Source organism: Kitasatospora sp. NPDC127111 (genome assembly GCF_042677465.1).
Classification (GTDB): domain Bacteria; phylum Actinomycetota; class Actinomycetes; order Streptomycetales; family Streptomycetaceae; genus Kitasatospora.
Genome location: NZ_JBHXTG010000070.1, coordinates 32,549 through 48,758, shown reverse-complemented (window position 1 = coordinate 48,758; position 16,210 = coordinate 32,549). Strand labels below are relative to the sequence as shown.

Sequence of the window (16,210 nt, the reverse complement as noted above, 5' to 3'; positions counted from 1 at the left end):
CCCCGCGCAGCGCCTGGACCTCGGCGGCACCCTGGCCGTGGACCCGGGTGACGTGGTCCAGGTGCAGCACCGGTCGGACGGCGCTCCCGGACGGATCGGTGTGGGACACACTTCCCCCTGCTGTTTCGTGGGCCCGGGTCGGCGTGTCCGCCCGGGCCGGTGGTTCGTGAGGTCTGACGGGCCCAGGGCCTGTCTTCAAACTCCCGCCGTCCGCCCGAAGGGCGGGCCGGGCGGCGTCTGGGTGCGTGCATCGCAAGGCGGAGGAGGGAGTCCATGCGGAGCATCGGCGACCGACGACAACGCGGCGAGGCGCGTGCCCAGGCGTCGCCCGGCAGGCGGGAGTTTGAAGTCAGGCCCTAGGGCTGGGCCTTGGTCCGGCGGCGGCCGAGCCGGGCGGCGGAGCCGGTCCGGGGCGCGGGCTCGGCCTTGCGCGCCTCGGCGGCCCGGGCCTGCTCGATCTCGGCCTGCTGGGCGAGCCTGGTCTCGCAGTGGTCGAGCCAGCGGATCTCGGCCTCGGTCTGGAAGATCAGCTGTTCGAGGACGAGCAGCCAGGCGAGGTCGGCGCCGGACCCGGCCGACTGGCCGGTGCCCCCGGGGCGGGCCTCGCCGGCGAGCGCCCGGCCCTTGAGCCGGGTGTAGTCCTGGAGCGCCTTGACGCTGTGCCGGCGCTGGCCCTGGACGACGGCGGGCACGTCCACCCCCGGGACGGTCACCGCCATGGCCAGCTTGATCGCCAGCTCGTCGCGCGGCGGGTTGGTGCGGGGCACCGGGCTGTCGAACCAGGCGCGCAGCTCGGCGCGGCCGGCCTCGGTGACCGCGTAGAACTGGTGGCCCTCCTCGTCCTCCCCCGCGGGCTCGACCAGGCCGTCCCGTTCCAGCCGGGACAGCGTCGTGTAGACCTGGCCGACGTTGAGCGGCCAGGTGGCGCCGGTGCGCGCCTCGAACTCGGTTCTCAGCTGGTAGCCGTAGCGCGGGCCCTGGTCGAGCAGGGCGAGCAGGCCGTGACGGATGGACATACCGAGTATGTATACCCGGTATGCTCGACGGGTCAAGCGGCGCCCCCCGCCGAGCGGGTACCGTCATGCGGTGTGAGCCAGCTGCGCATCGCCACCTTCAACCTGTTGCACGGTCAGCCGCTCGCGCCGGACGGCGCCCCGCGGCCCTACCCGGACGACGCCGGCGGGCCGCTGGCCGAGGCGGTGGCCGCGCTGGACGCCGACGTGCTGGCGATCCAGGAGGTGGACCGGTACCAGCCGCGCTCCGGCGGCACCGACCAGGCGGCGGTCGCCGCCAAGGCGATGGGCGCCGCGGACTGGCGGTTCGCGGCCGCGCTGCACGGCCGGCCGGCACCGGTGGCCGGCTGGGTGCCGGACCTCTCGGCGCCCGCCGGGATCCGGGTGTACGGGCCGGGCGAGGTCGGCGACGAGGCCCCGCCCTCGTACGGCACCGCGCTGCTCACCCGCCTGCCGGTCCGGCACTGGCGGGCCCGCCGGTTCGCCCCGGCGCCGTTCGGGCTGCCGCTGCGGGTGGCCGGGCGGCGCGGGCTCACCCCCGTCCCGGACGAGCCCCGGGCGGCGTTGGCGGCGGTCCTGGAGGGCGAGCACGGGCCGTTCACCGTGGTGGCGGCGCACCTGTCCTTCGTGCCGGGCTGGAACATGGCGCAGCTGGCCGGGATCCGGCGGTGGATCGCCGACCTGCCGCAGCCGTACCTCGTCCTGGGGGACTTCAACCTGATCGGCGCGGTGCCCCGGACGGTGTTGGGCGGGGCGACCGCGCTGGACCGGACCGCGCCCCGGGCGCGGGTGCGTGTGCGCGAACTGCGGACGGCCCGGCGGGCGAGGCCGGCCCTGCCGGCGCAGCGCCGGCGGCGGGTGCGGGAGCCGCGGGCGCGGCTCCAGGGCTGGTACGACCTGGCGCGCACCCCCACCTACCCCTCGCACCGGCCGGCCGTGCAGTTCGACCACGTGCTGGCGGTGGGCGTGCCGCGGTCCGCCGTCGGCCCGGCGGCCGCCCCGCGGACGGCGGTCTCGGACCACCGCCCGCTGGTGGTGCGGGTCTCGCTCTGACCCGCGCCCGGACGCTCCGGCGCCCCGGGCGGCTGCCCGGCGGCGCCCGCCGGGTCCGCCGAGATCCGCCGGACCCGGCCCCTAACGCCTGGTCAGCACGCCGTTCTGGTGCGGGACGTGCGCCCCGGCGACCTGACGGTCCCCCCGGCCGGATGCCGGGGGAGGGTCGTACTGGAGCAGCAGCATGGCCGCGTCGTCGCCGAGCTGGCGGCCGACGTGCCGGACGACGTCCTCGTGCAGGCGCCGCAGGACCTCGGCCGGGCCGCCGTCCGCGCAGTGCGGCAGCCGTTCGGCGAGCGGGTAGAAGGCGCCGGCCCGGTCGCGGGCCTCGATGACGCCGTCGGTGAACAGCAGGACGCGGTCGCCGCCGCGCAGCGGGACCTCGTGCACCGGCGGCCGGACGTCGGCCGGGTCGAGGACGCCGAGCGGCGGCACCGTCTCGGCGAGCTCCAGCGGCCGGACCGGCTCGTCGCCGCGCAGCAGCAGCGGCGAGGGGTGGCCGCAGTTGACGATCTCGGCGGTGCCGTCGGGCCGGACCCCGATCAGCACGAGCGTGACGAACTCCTCCTCCACGCCGGGGTGGTCGTTCTCGTGCAGGGCCCGGTCGAGGCTGACGGCGAGCCAGCCGGCCACCCGGTCCAGCGCGGGCTCCTGGTGGGCGGCCTCGCGGAAGGCGCCGAGCACGGCGGCCGCGGTCTCCACCGCGCCCAGCCCCTTGCCGCGGACGTCGCCGACCACGGCCCGGACGCCGTGCCGGGTGTTGACCACCTCGTAGAGGTCGCCGCCGATCCGGGCGTGCGCGGCGGCCGCCGCGTAGTGCACGGCGGCCCGGACGCTGCCGACCCGCTCGGGGACCGGCCGCAGCAGCACCCGGCGGGCGATCGAGGCGACCAGCTGGGCGTCGGCGAGCGCCCTCTCCTGGCGCAGCCGCAGGGTGGCGCTGACCCAGCCGATCGCCGCGACCAGCACGATCGCGAAGACGGTGGCGCTGTGCACGGACTCGCCGAGCACGTCGTTGTGGATGGCCATCAGGAAGGCGGCGGCCTCGGTGAGGAGGCCGATCGCGAGCGGGTACCAGGTTCGGCGGCTGACCACGGCGGCCAGCGCGGGGACGGCGGTGAGCGCCGGTTCGACGGTCACCGCGGCGTCAGTGAAGTAGTCGAGGACGACGACCAGCGCCATGCCGATGAACGGCAGCGACAGCGCCGTCCTCGGCCAGGTGCCGGTCGCGCCCGGAGCGGCCCCCGGGGTCGGCCCGGCGAACCGCTCTCTGATCCATCCGGTCGCGCTCAACTTCGGTCTCTCCAGCAGAAGACGCCGATGCCCGTGGGCACCTGCGGTGATGACTGAGGGTTAGGAAATGCGGGCCTCGCTGGCGGCCGGAGTACGGGGATTGACCGGTTACCGACCCCACAATAGGCGCGAAACGTGCACTACGCACAGGTTTCGCCCGATGCCGTGATGACTTGAATGCTCTCCGTGACTCATTCTTCACTGTTCCCGATCAGGAGCCGTTCCAACTCTTTTCGGTCGGGAAGTCCTGCGGGTTGTTCGATCCGACCACTGCGGACGTACAGGAACGACGCCGTGACCTGCTCCAGCGGAACGCCCGCCTGTTCGGCCCAGGCGACCCGGTAGACCGCGAGCTGGAGCGGGTCGGCGGTCTCCTCGCGGTGCGTCTTCCAGTCCACCACTTCGTAGCGTGACGCGCCGCCGGATCCTGACCGGCCGTCACCTTCGCGGTACACCGCGTCGATCCGGCCGCGCACCACCCGGCCCGCCAGCACCAGCTGGAACGGCGCCTCGACCCGGTACGGCTCCCGGTTCGCGTACGGGGTGCGCAGGAACGCCTCCTTGAGCCGCTCCAGGTCCTGCTCGTCCTCGATGCCGTCGTCGTCCGCGCCGGGCAGCGCACCCGGCTCGATCAGCAGCAGCGGCTCGATCCGGGACTGCACCCAGGCGTGGAACCGGGTGCCCCGGCGGGCGGCGGGCTGCGGCGGGCGGGGCATCGGACGGGCCAGGTCGTGCGCGAAGCCGTCCGGATCGGCGGCCAGCCGCAGCAGTTGGGTGGCCGAGAGCGCGGCGGGCAGCGGCACCTCCCGCACGCTGCGCCGGGAACGCTCCAACTCGCCCAGCAGCGCGGTGAGATCGCGGTCCCAGGACTCCACCTGGCGGCGGTCCTCGGCGGCCATCGGCTCCGGTTCGGGGGCGGGCTGCCCGGCGAGCCGGCGGTACACCACCTCGGCGACCCGGCGACGGGCGTGCTGGGCGGCCGGATCCAGCGGCAGCGGCCAGGGCCGTTCGGCGGGAGCGGCCAGCGCCGGGTTCGCCGCACCCTTCTCCGGCGGCTCGGCCCAGTGCTCGACCTCGCCCGCACCGGGCCGCTCGCAGTGCTCCCGCAACTGCTCCAGGAAGGCCGACGGGCCGCGCGGGGTCTTCTGGCTCGGCCCCCACCAGTGCCCGGAGGCGAGCAGCAGCGAGCGCGGCCGGGTGAAGGCGACGTAGCCGAGCCGCAGCTCCTCGGTACCGGAGTGCCCGGCCAGTGCGGCCTTGAACGCGGCCATGGACTTGGCCGTCCAGCCGTCGCGGACGTCGGGGAGGGTGGCCGCGTCGCCGCGCAGGGCGTGCGGGAGCACCCGCTTGGTGCTGGTCCAGCGCTCGCGCGCGGTCGAGGACGGGAACGCGCCCTTGACCAGCCCGGGGACGGCCACGACGTCCCACTCCAGGCCCTTGGACTTGTGCGCGGTGAGCACCTTCACGGTGTCCTCGCCGCCGGGCAGGCTGCTGTCCAGGCCGCGCTCGTACTCCTGGGCGGCGCGCAGGAAACCGAGGAAGGCCGGCAGGCCCGGGTCGCCGTCCAGGTCGGCGAAGCCGGCGGCGACGTCCAGGAAGGCGTGCAGGGTCTCCCGCCGGCGGGCGGCCAGCGCCTGCGGGGACGCGGCGAGTTCGACCTCCAGGCCGGTCACGGCGAGCACCCGGTGCAGCACGTCCATCAGCGGGTCGGCGAGCGAGCGGCGCAGCTCGCGCAGCTCCCGGGCGAGCCGGGCGAAGCGCAGCCTCGCCTCGGCGGAGAACGGCAGGTCGTCGGGCTGCGAACCCTCCTCGTCGGCCGGGCCGGTGAGGAAGGTCTCCAGCGCGTCGGCGAGCGAGACCACCTCGGTCGGATCGGTCTCGGCGACGGCGGCGGCCAGCGCCTCGACGCCCTCCGGCCGGGCCGTGCGGACCAGGTCGGCGGCGCGCCGGCCGAGCAGGGCCAGGTCGCGCGGCCCGATCCGCCAGCGCGGGCCGATCAGCAGCCGGACCAGGGCGGCGTTGGCGGTCGGGTCCTGGAGCACCTCGCAGACCGCCACCAGGTCGGCCACCTCGGGGAGTTGGAGCAGCCCGCCGAGGCCGACCACCTCGACCGGCACCTCCCGGGCGACCAGCGCCGCGTGGATGTCGGGGAAGGCCGCGCCGCCCCGGCAGAGCACGGCGATCCGGCCCGGGGCGGTCCCGGTGCGCACCAGGTGGGCGATCGAGTCGGCCAGCCAGTCGATCTCCTCGGCGTGGGTCGGCAGCAGCGCCGTCCGGACGTAGCCGTCCTGCTCGGCGCCGGGGGCCGGACGCAGCGCCTCGACGCCCTCGTGCATCGCGCGCAGCGGCGCGGCCAGCTCGTTGGCGAAGGCCAGCAGCCGGCCGCCGCTGCGGCGGTTCTCGCTCAGCGCGTACCGGGCGGCCGGCTCGCCGCCCGCCCGCGGGAAGTGCCGGGGGAACTCGTCCAGGTTGGCCACCGAGGCGCCGCGCCAGCCGTAGATCGCCTGGCACGGGTCGCCGACCGCGGTGACCGGGTGGCCGCTGCCGCGCCCGTCCGGCCCGGCGCCGAAGAGGCCGGCCAGCATCAGCCGCTGGGCGACCGAGGTGTCCTGGTACTCGTCCAGCAGCACCACCCTGAACTGGCCGCGCAGCAGCTCGCCGACCTCGGGGCGCTGCTGGGCGAGCCGGGCGGCGGCGGCTATCTGGTCGCCGAAGTCCATCAGCCCGGCGGCGGCCTTGCGGCGCCGGTACTCCTCGACCAGGCGGAGCAGCTCCAGCCGGGCCCGCGCGGTGCCGGGGACGGCGCGCAGGTCGTCGTTGGTGAGCCTGGCGGTGGCGAGGGTGTCGAGCAGGTCCTCGTCGAAGGCCCGCAGCGCGTCCGGCTCGACCAGGTGCTCGGCGAGTTCGCCGTCCAGCGCGATCAGGTCGGCGACCAGGTTGGCGAAGGTGCCGGTGAGTGCCGGGAAGGGGCCGCGGGCGGTGCGCAGCACCTTGGCGGCGAGCTGGAACCGGGTGGCGTCCGCGAGCAGCCGGACGTCCGGCTCGATGCCGATCCGCAGGCCGTGCTCCTTGAGCAGCCGGCCGGCGAAGGCGTGGTAGGTGGAGATCTCCGGTTCGCCGAGCGGTTCCTCGTCCGGCTCGGCGCCCCTCCCCCGGCCTTCGGCCTGGGGGTACCCCCCGGCCGCCAGGCTGGGGGCGGAGACCCCCAGCACTCCGAGACGCAGGGCGGAGCGGACGCGCTCGGACAGCTCGCCGGCGGCCTTGTTGGTGAAGGTGAGGCCGAGCACCTCCTCGGGCCGGACGGCGCCGGAGCCGACCAGCCAGACCACCCGGGCGGCCATCACGGTGGTCTTGCCGGAGCCGGCGCCGGCCACGATGACGGCCGGTTCCAGCGGGGCGCCGATGGCCGCCATCTGCTCCCGGTTGAACGGGATGCCGAGCAGGTCCTTGAGCTGGTCGGGGCGGTCGAGCACGGCGGTCACCCCGCAACGTTAACGGGGAGCACCGACAGTCCGGACTCCCGAGCGGGGTGACCCTCGCTACTCGACCAGCTGGGCGCCGTCGCGCTGGGCCGAGCAGCTGCGGCGGAACGAGCAGCGGTCGCAGCCGCCGCCGGTCTGCGGCACGAAGCGCTCGGCGAGCACCCGCCCGGCCGCGTCGGCGAGCAGGTTCTCGATCCACGGCTCGCCCTCGGGCGGCTCCTGCCGCTGCACCTTGGGCGCCTCCGGCACGGCCTTGTCGGGCTTGCGCAGCTGCACCAGCTCGGCACCGCCGGACTCGGGGGCGCCGTCGAAGCCGGGCAGTTCGTTGAGCGCGCCCGCGCGGACGGCGAGCTGGTAGACGGCGAGCTGCTTGTGCTCGGGCAGCGACTTGCCGGTCGGCGCCTCCTTGCCGGTCTTGAAGTCGACCACGTAGGCGCGCCCGGCCTCGTCCTTCTCGACCCGGTCCATCGAGCCGCGGATCCGCACCCGGACCCCGCCCGCGTCCAGGGTGACGTCGAAGCCGTGCTCGGTGGCGACGACGTCCCGGCCGCGCTCCAGCACGTGCCAGTTGAGGAAGCGCTCCAGGGCGGCCCGCGCCTCGGTCTTCTCCTGCTGGGACTTCCACGGCGCGTCGAAGGCCAGCGCGTCCCAGACCGTGTCCAGCCGCTCCATCAGGACGGCGAGGTCCGCGGGGGTGCGGCCGGAGCCGACCTCGTCGGCGAGGGCGTGCACCACGTTGCCGAAGCCCTGGGCGGCGGAGGAGGAGCCGCGCGCCTTGACCTCCTTGTCCAGGAACCACTGCAGCGAGCAGTTCTCCAGCTGCTCCAGGCCGCTGCCGGAGAGCCGGACCGGCAGGTCGGCGCTGCGCAGCGGCTCGGGGGCGGCGGTGGCGTCGTCCAGGCCCCACCAGCGGTCCGGGTGGGCGGCCGGCACCAGCGGCAGGCCGTCCTCGTCGGCGGCCAGCGCCAGGGTGGCGAGCCGTTCCGCGGCGGCGCGGCGCAGCTCGGGCGAGCGGGCCGGGTCGACGGTGACCGCGCGCAGCTCGGCGACCAGCGCGGGGACGGAGAGCGGGCGGCGCGGCCGGTGGGTGACGTCCTCGACGGTGGCGGGCGGGGTGCGGCGGACGACCCGGCCGGTCCGGGGATCGACCTCCTCGCGGTAGAGCTCGCGCAGGAAGCGCGAGGGCTCGTCGCCGTCCTCGGCGGGCGCCTTGACCGCGGTGACGATCAGCCGCTCCCTGGCTCGCGTGGCGGCGACGTAGAAGAGCCGGCGTTCCTCGCCGAGCAGCGCGGCCGGGGAGAGCGGTTCGGCGAGGCCGTCGCGGCCGATCCGGTCGGCCTCCAGCAGCGAGCCGCGGCGGCGCAGGTCCGGCCAGAGGCCCTCCTGGACGCCGGCGACCACGACGAGGCGCCATTCCAGGCCCTTGGAGCGGTGCGCGGTCATCAGCCGGACGGCCTCGGGGCGGACGGCCCGCACGGTGAGGGTGTCGGCGGCGATGTCCTGGGCCTCCAGCTCGGCGAGCAGGTCGAGGGCGCTGCGGTGGCCGGTGACCTGCTCCTCGGCGCGGGCGGCGGTCTCGAACAGGGCGCAGAGCGCGTCGAGGTCCCGGTCGGCGTTGCGGCCGGCCGCGCCGCCGCGCAGCACGGCCCGCTCCAGGCGCTCGCGCCAGCGGCGGCTGCCGTCCCAGAGCTCCCACAGCGCGTCCTCGGCGGTGCAGCCGCCGGCCAGCCGCTCGCGGACCTTGCGCAGCAGGGTGCCGAGGTCGCGGGCGCGCCGGGCGTAGGAGGGGTCGAGGGCGATCAGCCGCTCGGGTTCGCCGAGGGCCTCGCGGATCAGCTCCCCGGCGGGGCGCGGTACGGCGGCGGGCCGGCCGTCGGCGCGCAGGGCGGCGCGTTCCTCCTCACGCAGGGCGCGGCCGAGGCGGCGCAGGTCGGAGCCGTCCATGCCGCCGAGCGGGCCGGTGAGCAGGGTGTGGGCGAGTTCGGTGGTGAGCGGGTCGGGGGCCGCGGCGTCGCCGTGCCGGTCCCGGGCGGCCTGCTCGGCGCAGACCCGCAGGGCGAGCAGCAACTGGGCGACGGCCGGCTCCTCGCGCAGCGGCAGGTCGTCGCCGTCGATCTCCAGCGGGACGCCGGCCGCGCCGAGCGCCCGCCGCACGCCCGGGATGGACCGGGCGCCTGCCCGGACCAGGACGGCCATCTCGCCCCACGGCACGCCGTCCTCCAGGTGGGCGCGGCGCAACAGGTCGGCGATCGAGTCCAGCTCGGTGCCGGGGGTGGGGTAGGTGTACACCTCGATCCGGCCGCCCTCGCGGGAGGGCAGCAGGGCGCGGTGCTGGGCGAGCTTGTCGGCGGGCAGCCGCCCCATCGGCATCCGCCGGGCGAGCTCGCGGGAGGCGGCGAGCAGCACCGCGCCGGAGCGGCGGGAGACGCGGAGCACCTTGACCTCGGCGGGGCTGCCGTCCGCCTGCCGGAAGGTCTGCGGGAACTCCAGGATGCCGTTGACGTCGGCGCCGCGGAACGCGTAGATCGACTGGTCCGGGTCGCCGACCGCGATCAGCTCGCGCCCGCCGCCGGCCAGCCGGCGCAGCAGCCGGACCTGGGAGGGGTCGGTGTCCTGGTACTCGTCGACGAAGACCACGTCGTACCGCTGCCGCAGCTCCTCGCCGACCTCGGGGCGTTCGGCGAGCAGGACGGCGCGGTGGACGAGCTCGGCGTAGTCGAGGACGCCGCGCAGGTCGAGCACGTCCAGGTAGTCGGCGAGGAAGTGGGCGGCGGCGGCCCAGTCGGGGCGCTGGACGCCCTCGGCGAAGCGTTCCAGCTCGGCCTCGCCCAGGCCCAGCTCGCGGCTGCGGGCGAGCACGGCGCGGACCTCGTCGGCGAAGCCGCGGGTGGTCAGGCAGGCGCGCAGGTCGAGCGGCCAGGAGATGCGGCCGTCGCCGGCCCGGGCGTCCTCGGCGCCGCCGGCCAGCAGCTCGCGGACCATCACGTCCTGCTCGGGGCCGGACAGCAGCCGCAGCGGCTCGGCGTAGTCCCGCGGGTCCTGGTGGGCGCGGAGCAGGGCGTAGCTGAAGGAGTGGAAGGTGGTGGCCTGCGGGGCGGCGGCGCGGGCGGTGGAGGAGGCGCCGAGCCGGGCGGACATCCGGTCGCGCAGCTCCATCGCGGCCTTGCGGCTGAAGGTGAGGACGAGGATCCGCTCGGGGTCGGTGCCGCGCTCGATCCGCCGTGCGACGGCCTCCACCAGCGTCGTCGTCTTGCCCGTCCCGGGCCCGGCGAGCACCAGCAGCGGGCCGCCCGCGTGCTCGGCCACGGCGCGCTGGTACTCGTCCAGCACGGGCGGGGCGGGCTGCGCGAGGCGGCTGCGCACCAGACGGTAGGGGGAGCTCACGGATGTCCTGGGGGGTTGTGCTGCGGGCCACGGAAGGCGGGCCCCGCCCGGGGCCCGTCCGTATCGAGCCTACGATCCTGCCCCGTCATTCCCGTCCGCGCACCCGGTTCGGCTCAATCCCCCGACGGTTCGCCGTCCCAGCGGGCCCGCTTCAGGTCGACCCGGGGCGGGTCGGCGAGTTCCCGCAGCGGGGTGCCCTCCTCGCCGTAGTGGGCGAGGGCCCGTTGCTCGTGGCCGGGCAGGAACCGGCCGTCCGCGCGGATCACCCGCCACCAGGGCACGGCGCCGCCGTAGAGCGCCATCACCCGGCCGACCTGCCGGGGGCCGCCCTGGCCGAGGTACTCGGCAACGTCCCCGTACGTCATCACCCGGCCGGGTGGAATCCGCTCGGTCAGGTCGAGCACCAGTTCGGCGAAGGGCGGCAGCGCGCCGCGGTCGCCGTCGTCGTCAGCGTCCGTCACCTGCGGCATTCTTCCTCATGGGAGAAGCGGCGGGGTCCCGTACGAACGATCCGCCGCGCCCGATCCGGCCCCTGTCCAGCACGGGGCGCCGCGGCATGCCACCATCTTCGGGGCGGTGAGTGGTGATACGAGGACAAGACCAGATGACCGGGACGGCTGACGTGGGCGCGCACGAGGACTCCGACGAGTCCGCCGACGCCATGCGCGCAGGTCCGGGCGACGAGCCCACCGCCGAGCCGTCCCCGGAAGTCTCCCTGATCAAGGACGGGACGATCAAGACCCCACAGCCCACCGCGCCCGAGCCCCGGCCAGAGCCGGCGCCGCCGGCCGCCGGCGTCCCGGCCCAGCCGCCCGGGCCTCCGGCTCCCCCGGCGGACCCGGCGGACCCGGCGGACCCGGCGTCGTCCGAGGACCCCGAGGGCCACGACGACACCCCGCACCTGGACGTCGACGAGCCGCTGCTCGCCGCCCGCGCGCACCGCCCGTCCGACCTGATCCGCTTCGTGGCCGGCGTGCTCGGCATCGTCGCCGTGTTCATCCTGGCCGGGGTGGCGACCTCGACCACCACCGGCATCGAGATAGACATCGCCTCCAACGCGCCGCGCTTCTCCCCGGTGCTCTCCACCATCACCGGCCTGGTCTCCAGCGTCGCCGTGCTCGCCGTCCCGCTCGCCTTCGCGGTCGAGCGGCTGATCAAACGGGACGGCCTGCGGGTCGCCGACGGCGTGCTCGCCTCGGTGCTCGCCTACGGCGTCTCGCTGGGCATCGACTGGTGGGTCGCCGAGGGCGCCTCGGACCACATCCGGGACGCCCTGACCCGGTTCCCGCTGGACAGCACCAACACCCTCACCGACCCCGTGCACGGCTACCTCGCACCGGTGATCGCGTACATGACCGCGGTCGGCATGTCGAGCCGGCCGCGCTGGCGGGTCGCCCTCTGGGTGGTGGTGATCTTCAGCGGGATCACCGAGCTGCTCGGCGGCTACACCACCCCGCTCTCGCTGTTGCTCACCGTCCTGATCGGCTGGTCCGTCGCCTACGGCACGCTGTACGCGATCGGCTCGCCGAACATCCGGCCCACCGGCCAACACCTGATGATCGGCCTGCGCAAGGTCGGCTTCACCCCGGCCAGCGCCCACCGCGCCCCGGACGCGCCCGGCGGTACCCGGCGCTACTTCGTCGCCCAGCAGAGCGGCCCGCCGCTGGACGTCCACATCGTCGACCGCGAACAGCAGGCCTCCGGCTTCTTCTACCGGGCCTGGCGGCGGCTGCGGCTGCGCTCGGTGGCCGTCCGCCGCAGCCCGCAGTCGCTGCGTCAGGCGCTGGAGCAGGAGGCGCTGATCGCCTACGCGGCCGCCGCCTCCGGCGCCCGCGCCCCCCAGCTGGTCGCCACCTCCGAGCTGGGCCCGGACGCCGCGATCCTGGTCTACGAGAACGTCGAGGGCCGCACCCTGGACGAGCTCGCCGACGAGGAGGTCACCGACCAGGTGATGGCCTCGCTCTGGGAGTCCGTCGCCGCCCTGCACGAACGCCGGATCGCGCACCGCCGGCTCACCGGCGAGTCGCTGCTGGTCGTCGACGAGAAGACGGCCTGCCTGGTCAACCTCTCCGGCGGCGACATCGCGGCCACCGACCTGACGCTGCGCATCGACGTCGCCCAGTTGGTCACCACCTTCGCGCTGCGGATCGGCCCGGAGCGGGCGGTCGCCACCGCCAACGCCGTGCTCGGCGCCGACCGGGTCGCCCAGGCGCTGCCGCTGCTCCAGCCGGTCGGGATGAGCCGCTCGACCCGCGTCGACCTGCGCAAGCTCACCAAGGAGCGCAAGGCCGCCGCCCAGGCCCGGGCGCTGGAGCAGGTCGCCGCCGGCGAGCGCACCCAGCAGCAGGCCGAGGAGGACATCGCGGCGGCCGGCGAGGACCTGCTCAGCCGGATCCGCGGCCAGATCCTCCAGATCGCGCCCGAGGCGCCGATGGAGCCGGCCAAGCTGGAGCGGCTCAAGCCGAAGAGCCTGATCATGGTGATCGCGCTCACCTTCGCCGCCTACCTGGCGCTGACCACCATCAAGCCGGCCCAGCTCAAGCTCTCCCAGATGAACTGGGCCTGGGCGGCGGCGGCGCTGTTCGCGGCCGCGTTCAGCTACGTCGCCGCGTCGATGAGCCTGACCGGCTTCGTCCCCGAGAAGCTGCCGTTCCGGCGCACCGTCGCCGCCCAGCTGGCCGGGTCGTTCGTCAAGCTGGTCGCGCCGGCCGCGATCGGCGGCATCGCGCTGAACACCCGCTACCTGCAGAAGGCCGGCATCCGTTCCGGGCAGGCGGTCGCCTCGGTCGGCGCCTCCCAGCTGGCCGGCCTGGCCGGGCACCTGCTGCTGCTGTTCAGCTTCGGTCTGATCACCGGCAGCCAGACCAACGGGGACCTCTCCGCCTCCCGCGCGGTGATCATCGGCGTGCTGACCGCCGCCGTGCTCGCCCTGGTGGTCGCGGCGGTCGCCCCGCTGCGGCGGTTCGTGCTGAACCGGCTGCGCTCGCTGTTCTTCGGCGTGGTGCCGCGGATGCTCGACCTGATGCAGACGCCCAGCAAGCTGGTCACCGGCTTCGGCGGCATCCTGCTGCTGACGCTGTCCTTCACCGCCTGCCTGGACGCCTCGGTGCAGGCCTTCGGCGGCTCGATCAGCTTCTCGGCGGTGGCGGTGGTCTTCCTGACCGCCAACGCGGCCGGCTCGGCCATCCCCACCCCCGGCGGCATCGGCCCGGTCGAGGTCGCCCTGATCGGTGCGCTCACCGTCGCCGACGTGCCGCCGGCCGTCGCCACCCCGGCGGTCTTCCTCTACCGGGCGCTCACCTTCTGGCTGCCGGTGCTGCCCGGCTGGATCTCCTACAACGTGCTCCAGCGCAAGGGCGCGCTGTAGCGCCCGCACGTACGCGAAAGGGCCCGCCGGAGCGGGCCCTTTCTGCTGCACCGGTTCTGCTGCACCGGTTCGCCGCGTTCCTAGTAGACGGGCTTGTGCGGCTCGATCTGGTTGACCCAGCCGAGCACGCCGCCGCCCAGGTGGACGGCGTTGGAGAAGCCGGCCGACTTCACCACGGCCAGCACCTCGGCCGAGCGCACGCCCGACTTGCAGTGCAGCACGATCTTCTTGTCCTGCGGCAGCGACTCCAGGGCGTTGCCCATCAGGAACTCGTTCTTCGGGATCAGCACCGCGCCGGGGATGTTGACGATCTCGTACTCGCCGGGCTCGCGGACGTCGATCAGGAAGATGTCCTCCTTCTCGTCCTGCCACTCCTTGAGCTGCTTGGAGGTGATCGTCGAACCGGCGGCGGCGGCCTGCGCCTCCTCCGACACGACGCCGCAGAAGGCCTCGTAGTCGATCAGCTCGGTGACCGTCGGGTTCTCGCCGCAGAGCGCGCAGTTCGGGTCCTTGCGGACCTTCACCTGGCGGTAGTTCATCTCCAGGGCGTCGTAGATCATCAGCCGGCCGACCAGCGGCTCGCCGACGCCGGCCAGCAGCTTGATCGCCTCGGTGACCTGGATCGAGCCGATGGACGCGCAGAGCACGCCCAGCACGCCGCCCTCGGCGCAGGACGGGACCATGCCCGGCGGCGGCGCCTCCGGGTAGAGGCAGCGGTAGCACGGACCGTGCTCGGCCCAGAACACGCTGGCCTGGCCGTCGAAGCGGTAGATCGAGCCCCACACGTACGGCTTGCCGAGCAGCACCGCGGCGTCGTTCACCAGGTAGCGGGTGGCGAAGTTGTCGGTGCCGTCCACGATCAGGTCGTAGCCGGAGAAGATCTCCATGACGTTGGAGTTGTCGAGGCGCTCCTCGTGGAGGATCACGTTGACGTAGGGGTTGATCTCCTTGACGGAGTCCCGCGCCGACTCGCCCTTGGAGCGGCCCACGTCCGACTGGCCGTGGATGATCTGCCGCTGCAGGTTGGACTCGTCCACCACGTCGAACTCGACGATGCCGAGCGTGCCCACGCCCGCCGCCGCCAGGTACATCAGCGCCGGCGAGCCGAGGCCGCCGGCGCCGACGCACAGCACCTTGGCGTTCTTCAGCCGCTTCTGCCCGGCCATGCCCACGTCGGGGATGATCAGGTGGCGGGAGTACCTGCGGACCTCGTCAACGGTGAGCTCGGCGGCCGGCTCGACCAGGGGTGGCAGCGACACGGGGACTCCGATGGTCGTCAGTTCAGGTGGCCAGGGCCAACCTCTTGTGGCTTGCGATCCGCCACCAGCGGTGGCTCTGCTACGCCAACAGTGTCATGCCGCCCCGGTATTCCGAGACAGCCCGTCCGACTGGCGAGACGGCCGGCACCGGATGATGGGACCGCCCGGACGACCGCGGCCGCCGCCGCCCGGGGCGGGTCAGGGGCGCCGCAGCCCGCCGTTCACCGGGCCTCCGCGCCCCCGGCCGGGCCTCCGCGCCCCCGGCCGGGCCCCGCCGCCCCGTCCCGGTGACGGTTCAGACCCGGCACGCCGTCTCCAGCCAGACGTCCCCGAGCGACTCCTCCAGCGGCACCTGTGTCCGCCAGCCGAGACGGTCGCGGGCGGTCCGCACGTCCGCCTGCCGCCACGGCACCGGCTCCCCCGGCGCCACCCGCGACTCCGCCGGCCGCGACTCCGCCGGGCGGTGCCCGGGCAGGTGGTGCTGCCCCGGGTGCGGGACCAGGTGGTCGGCCGGCCCGCCGGCCTGCGCGGGCAGCACGACCTGCCGGTTCTCCTCCACGATCGCCCCCTCGAACCCGGACGCCCGGACCAGCAGCTGGGCCGCCTCGCGGGCCCGGACGGCGTGCCCGCTGCCGATGTTGATCACGCCGGTGGCCGCCGAAACGGCCGCGGCCCGGATGGCCCGGGCGACGTCCCGGACGTCCACGAAATCCCGGTATCCGGACAGGTCCGGCATCCGCACCTGCGGCTCGTCCCGCTCCAGCGCCCGGCGCAGCCCCTCGGCGAGCCGCCCGAACAGCGAGGCGGTCGGCGCCCCCGGGCCCACCACGTCGAACACCCGCAGCACCGCCGCGTCCAGCCCGGAGGCCAGCACCAGTTCCGTACCGGCCAGCTTGGAGACCCCGTACGGGCCGACCGGGCGGGGCTCGGCGGCCTCCGACACCGGCACGCCGCCCGGCACCGGGCCGTACTCGGCCGCCGAACCGACGTGCACCAGCCGGGCGGGCTCGCGGCTGCGCCGGATCGCCTCGCAGACGGTCGCCACGGCCAGCGTGTTGGCCCGGATCAGGGTGCGCGAGCTGCCGTACGTGGCGCCCGCGCAGTTGATCACCACCTGGGGCGCGACCGCGTCCAGGAACCGGGCCAGTGCGCCCGGGCTGCCGGTGGTCAGGTCGAAGCGGATGTCGGCCGAGTCACGCCGGCCGAGCACCGTCACCTGCAAATCCTGGTCCACGAGCAGACGATCGGTGACCCGGCGGCCGATGAAGCCGTCGGCGCCCAGCAGCAGCACCCTCATCGGGGGTGTCCTTCCACGAAGCGAGGTCGGGTTCGACCTGGCGGACAGTGTGAGTACGGAGC

At 75.0% G+C, this 16,210-nt stretch carries 9 protein-coding genes; 2 read left to right on the top strand and 7 right to left on the bottom strand.

The window, feature by feature from the left end; translation table 11 throughout:
- Nucleotides 1-356: 356 nt before the first annotated feature.
- The gene (locus ACFVHB_RS31835; RefSeq protein WP_380329120.1) at nt 357-1,016 is read right to left on the bottom strand and encodes a PadR family transcriptional regulator; all 660 of its coding nucleotides are present in this window, start codon (nt 1,014-1,016) and stop codon (nt 357-359) included.
- 72 nt (nt 1,017-1,088) lie between these two features.
- On the opposite strand from ACFVHB_RS31835, the gene ACFVHB_RS31830 reads away from it, so the two are divergent.
- Complete coding sequence (locus ACFVHB_RS31830; RefSeq protein WP_380329118.1) at nt 1,089-2,066, top strand: endonuclease/exonuclease/phosphatase family protein; 978 nt, start codon at nt 1,089-1,091, stop codon at nt 2,064-2,066.
- A gap of 81 nt (nt 2,067-2,147) precedes the next feature.
- Here ACFVHB_RS31830 and ACFVHB_RS31825 read toward each other — a convergent pair whose 3' ends face one another.
- From ACFVHB_RS31825 to ACFVHB_RS31810, 4 genes are all read right to left on the bottom strand, one after another.
- The gene (locus ACFVHB_RS31825) at nt 2,148-3,359 is read right to left on the bottom strand and encodes a PP2C family protein-serine/threonine phosphatase (RefSeq protein ID WP_380329116.1); all 1,212 of its coding nucleotides are present in this window, start codon (nt 3,357-3,359) and stop codon (nt 2,148-2,150) included.
- Nucleotides 3,360-3,550: 191 nt separating this feature from the next.
- A complete protein-coding gene (locus ACFVHB_RS31820; RefSeq protein WP_380329114.1) occupies nt 3,551-6,841 on the bottom strand; it encodes an ATP-dependent DNA helicase in 3,291 nt (1,096 codons plus the stop codon).
- Between the two features lie 57 nt (nt 6,842-6,898).
- Nucleotides 6,899-10,225, bottom strand: a complete 3,327-nt coding sequence (locus ACFVHB_RS31815) for an ATP-dependent helicase (RefSeq protein ID WP_380329112.1) — start codon at nt 10,223-10,225, stop codon at nt 6,899-6,901.
- A gap of 113 nt (nt 10,226-10,338) precedes the next feature.
- Nucleotides 10,339-10,695, bottom strand: coding sequence for an MGMT family protein (locus ACFVHB_RS31810; RefSeq protein ID WP_380329110.1), 357 nt, complete (start codon nt 10,693-10,695; stop codon nt 10,339-10,341).
- Nucleotides 10,696-10,829: 134 nt separating this feature from the next.
- On the opposite strand from ACFVHB_RS31810, the gene ACFVHB_RS31805 reads away from it, so the two are divergent.
- Nucleotides 10,830-13,592 (top strand): flippase-like domain-containing protein, encoded by a 2,763-nt coding sequence (locus tag ACFVHB_RS31805; protein ID WP_380329108.1) that lies wholly within the window; start codon nt 10,830-10,832, stop codon nt 13,590-13,592.
- Between the two features lie 80 nt (nt 13,593-13,672).
- On the opposite strand, the gene moeZ is transcribed toward ACFVHB_RS31805, so the two are convergent.
- Complete coding sequence (gene moeZ / locus ACFVHB_RS31800; RefSeq protein WP_380329107.1) at nt 13,673-14,851, bottom strand: adenylyltransferase/sulfurtransferase MoeZ; 1,179 nt, start codon at nt 14,849-14,851, stop codon at nt 13,673-13,675.
- 295 nt (nt 14,852-15,146) lie between these two features.
- Nucleotides 15,147-16,148, bottom strand: coding sequence for an NAD-dependent epimerase/dehydratase family protein (locus ACFVHB_RS31795; RefSeq protein ID WP_380329105.1), 1,002 nt, complete (start codon nt 16,146-16,148; stop codon nt 15,147-15,149).
- Nucleotides 16,149-16,210: the final 62 nt, after the last annotated feature.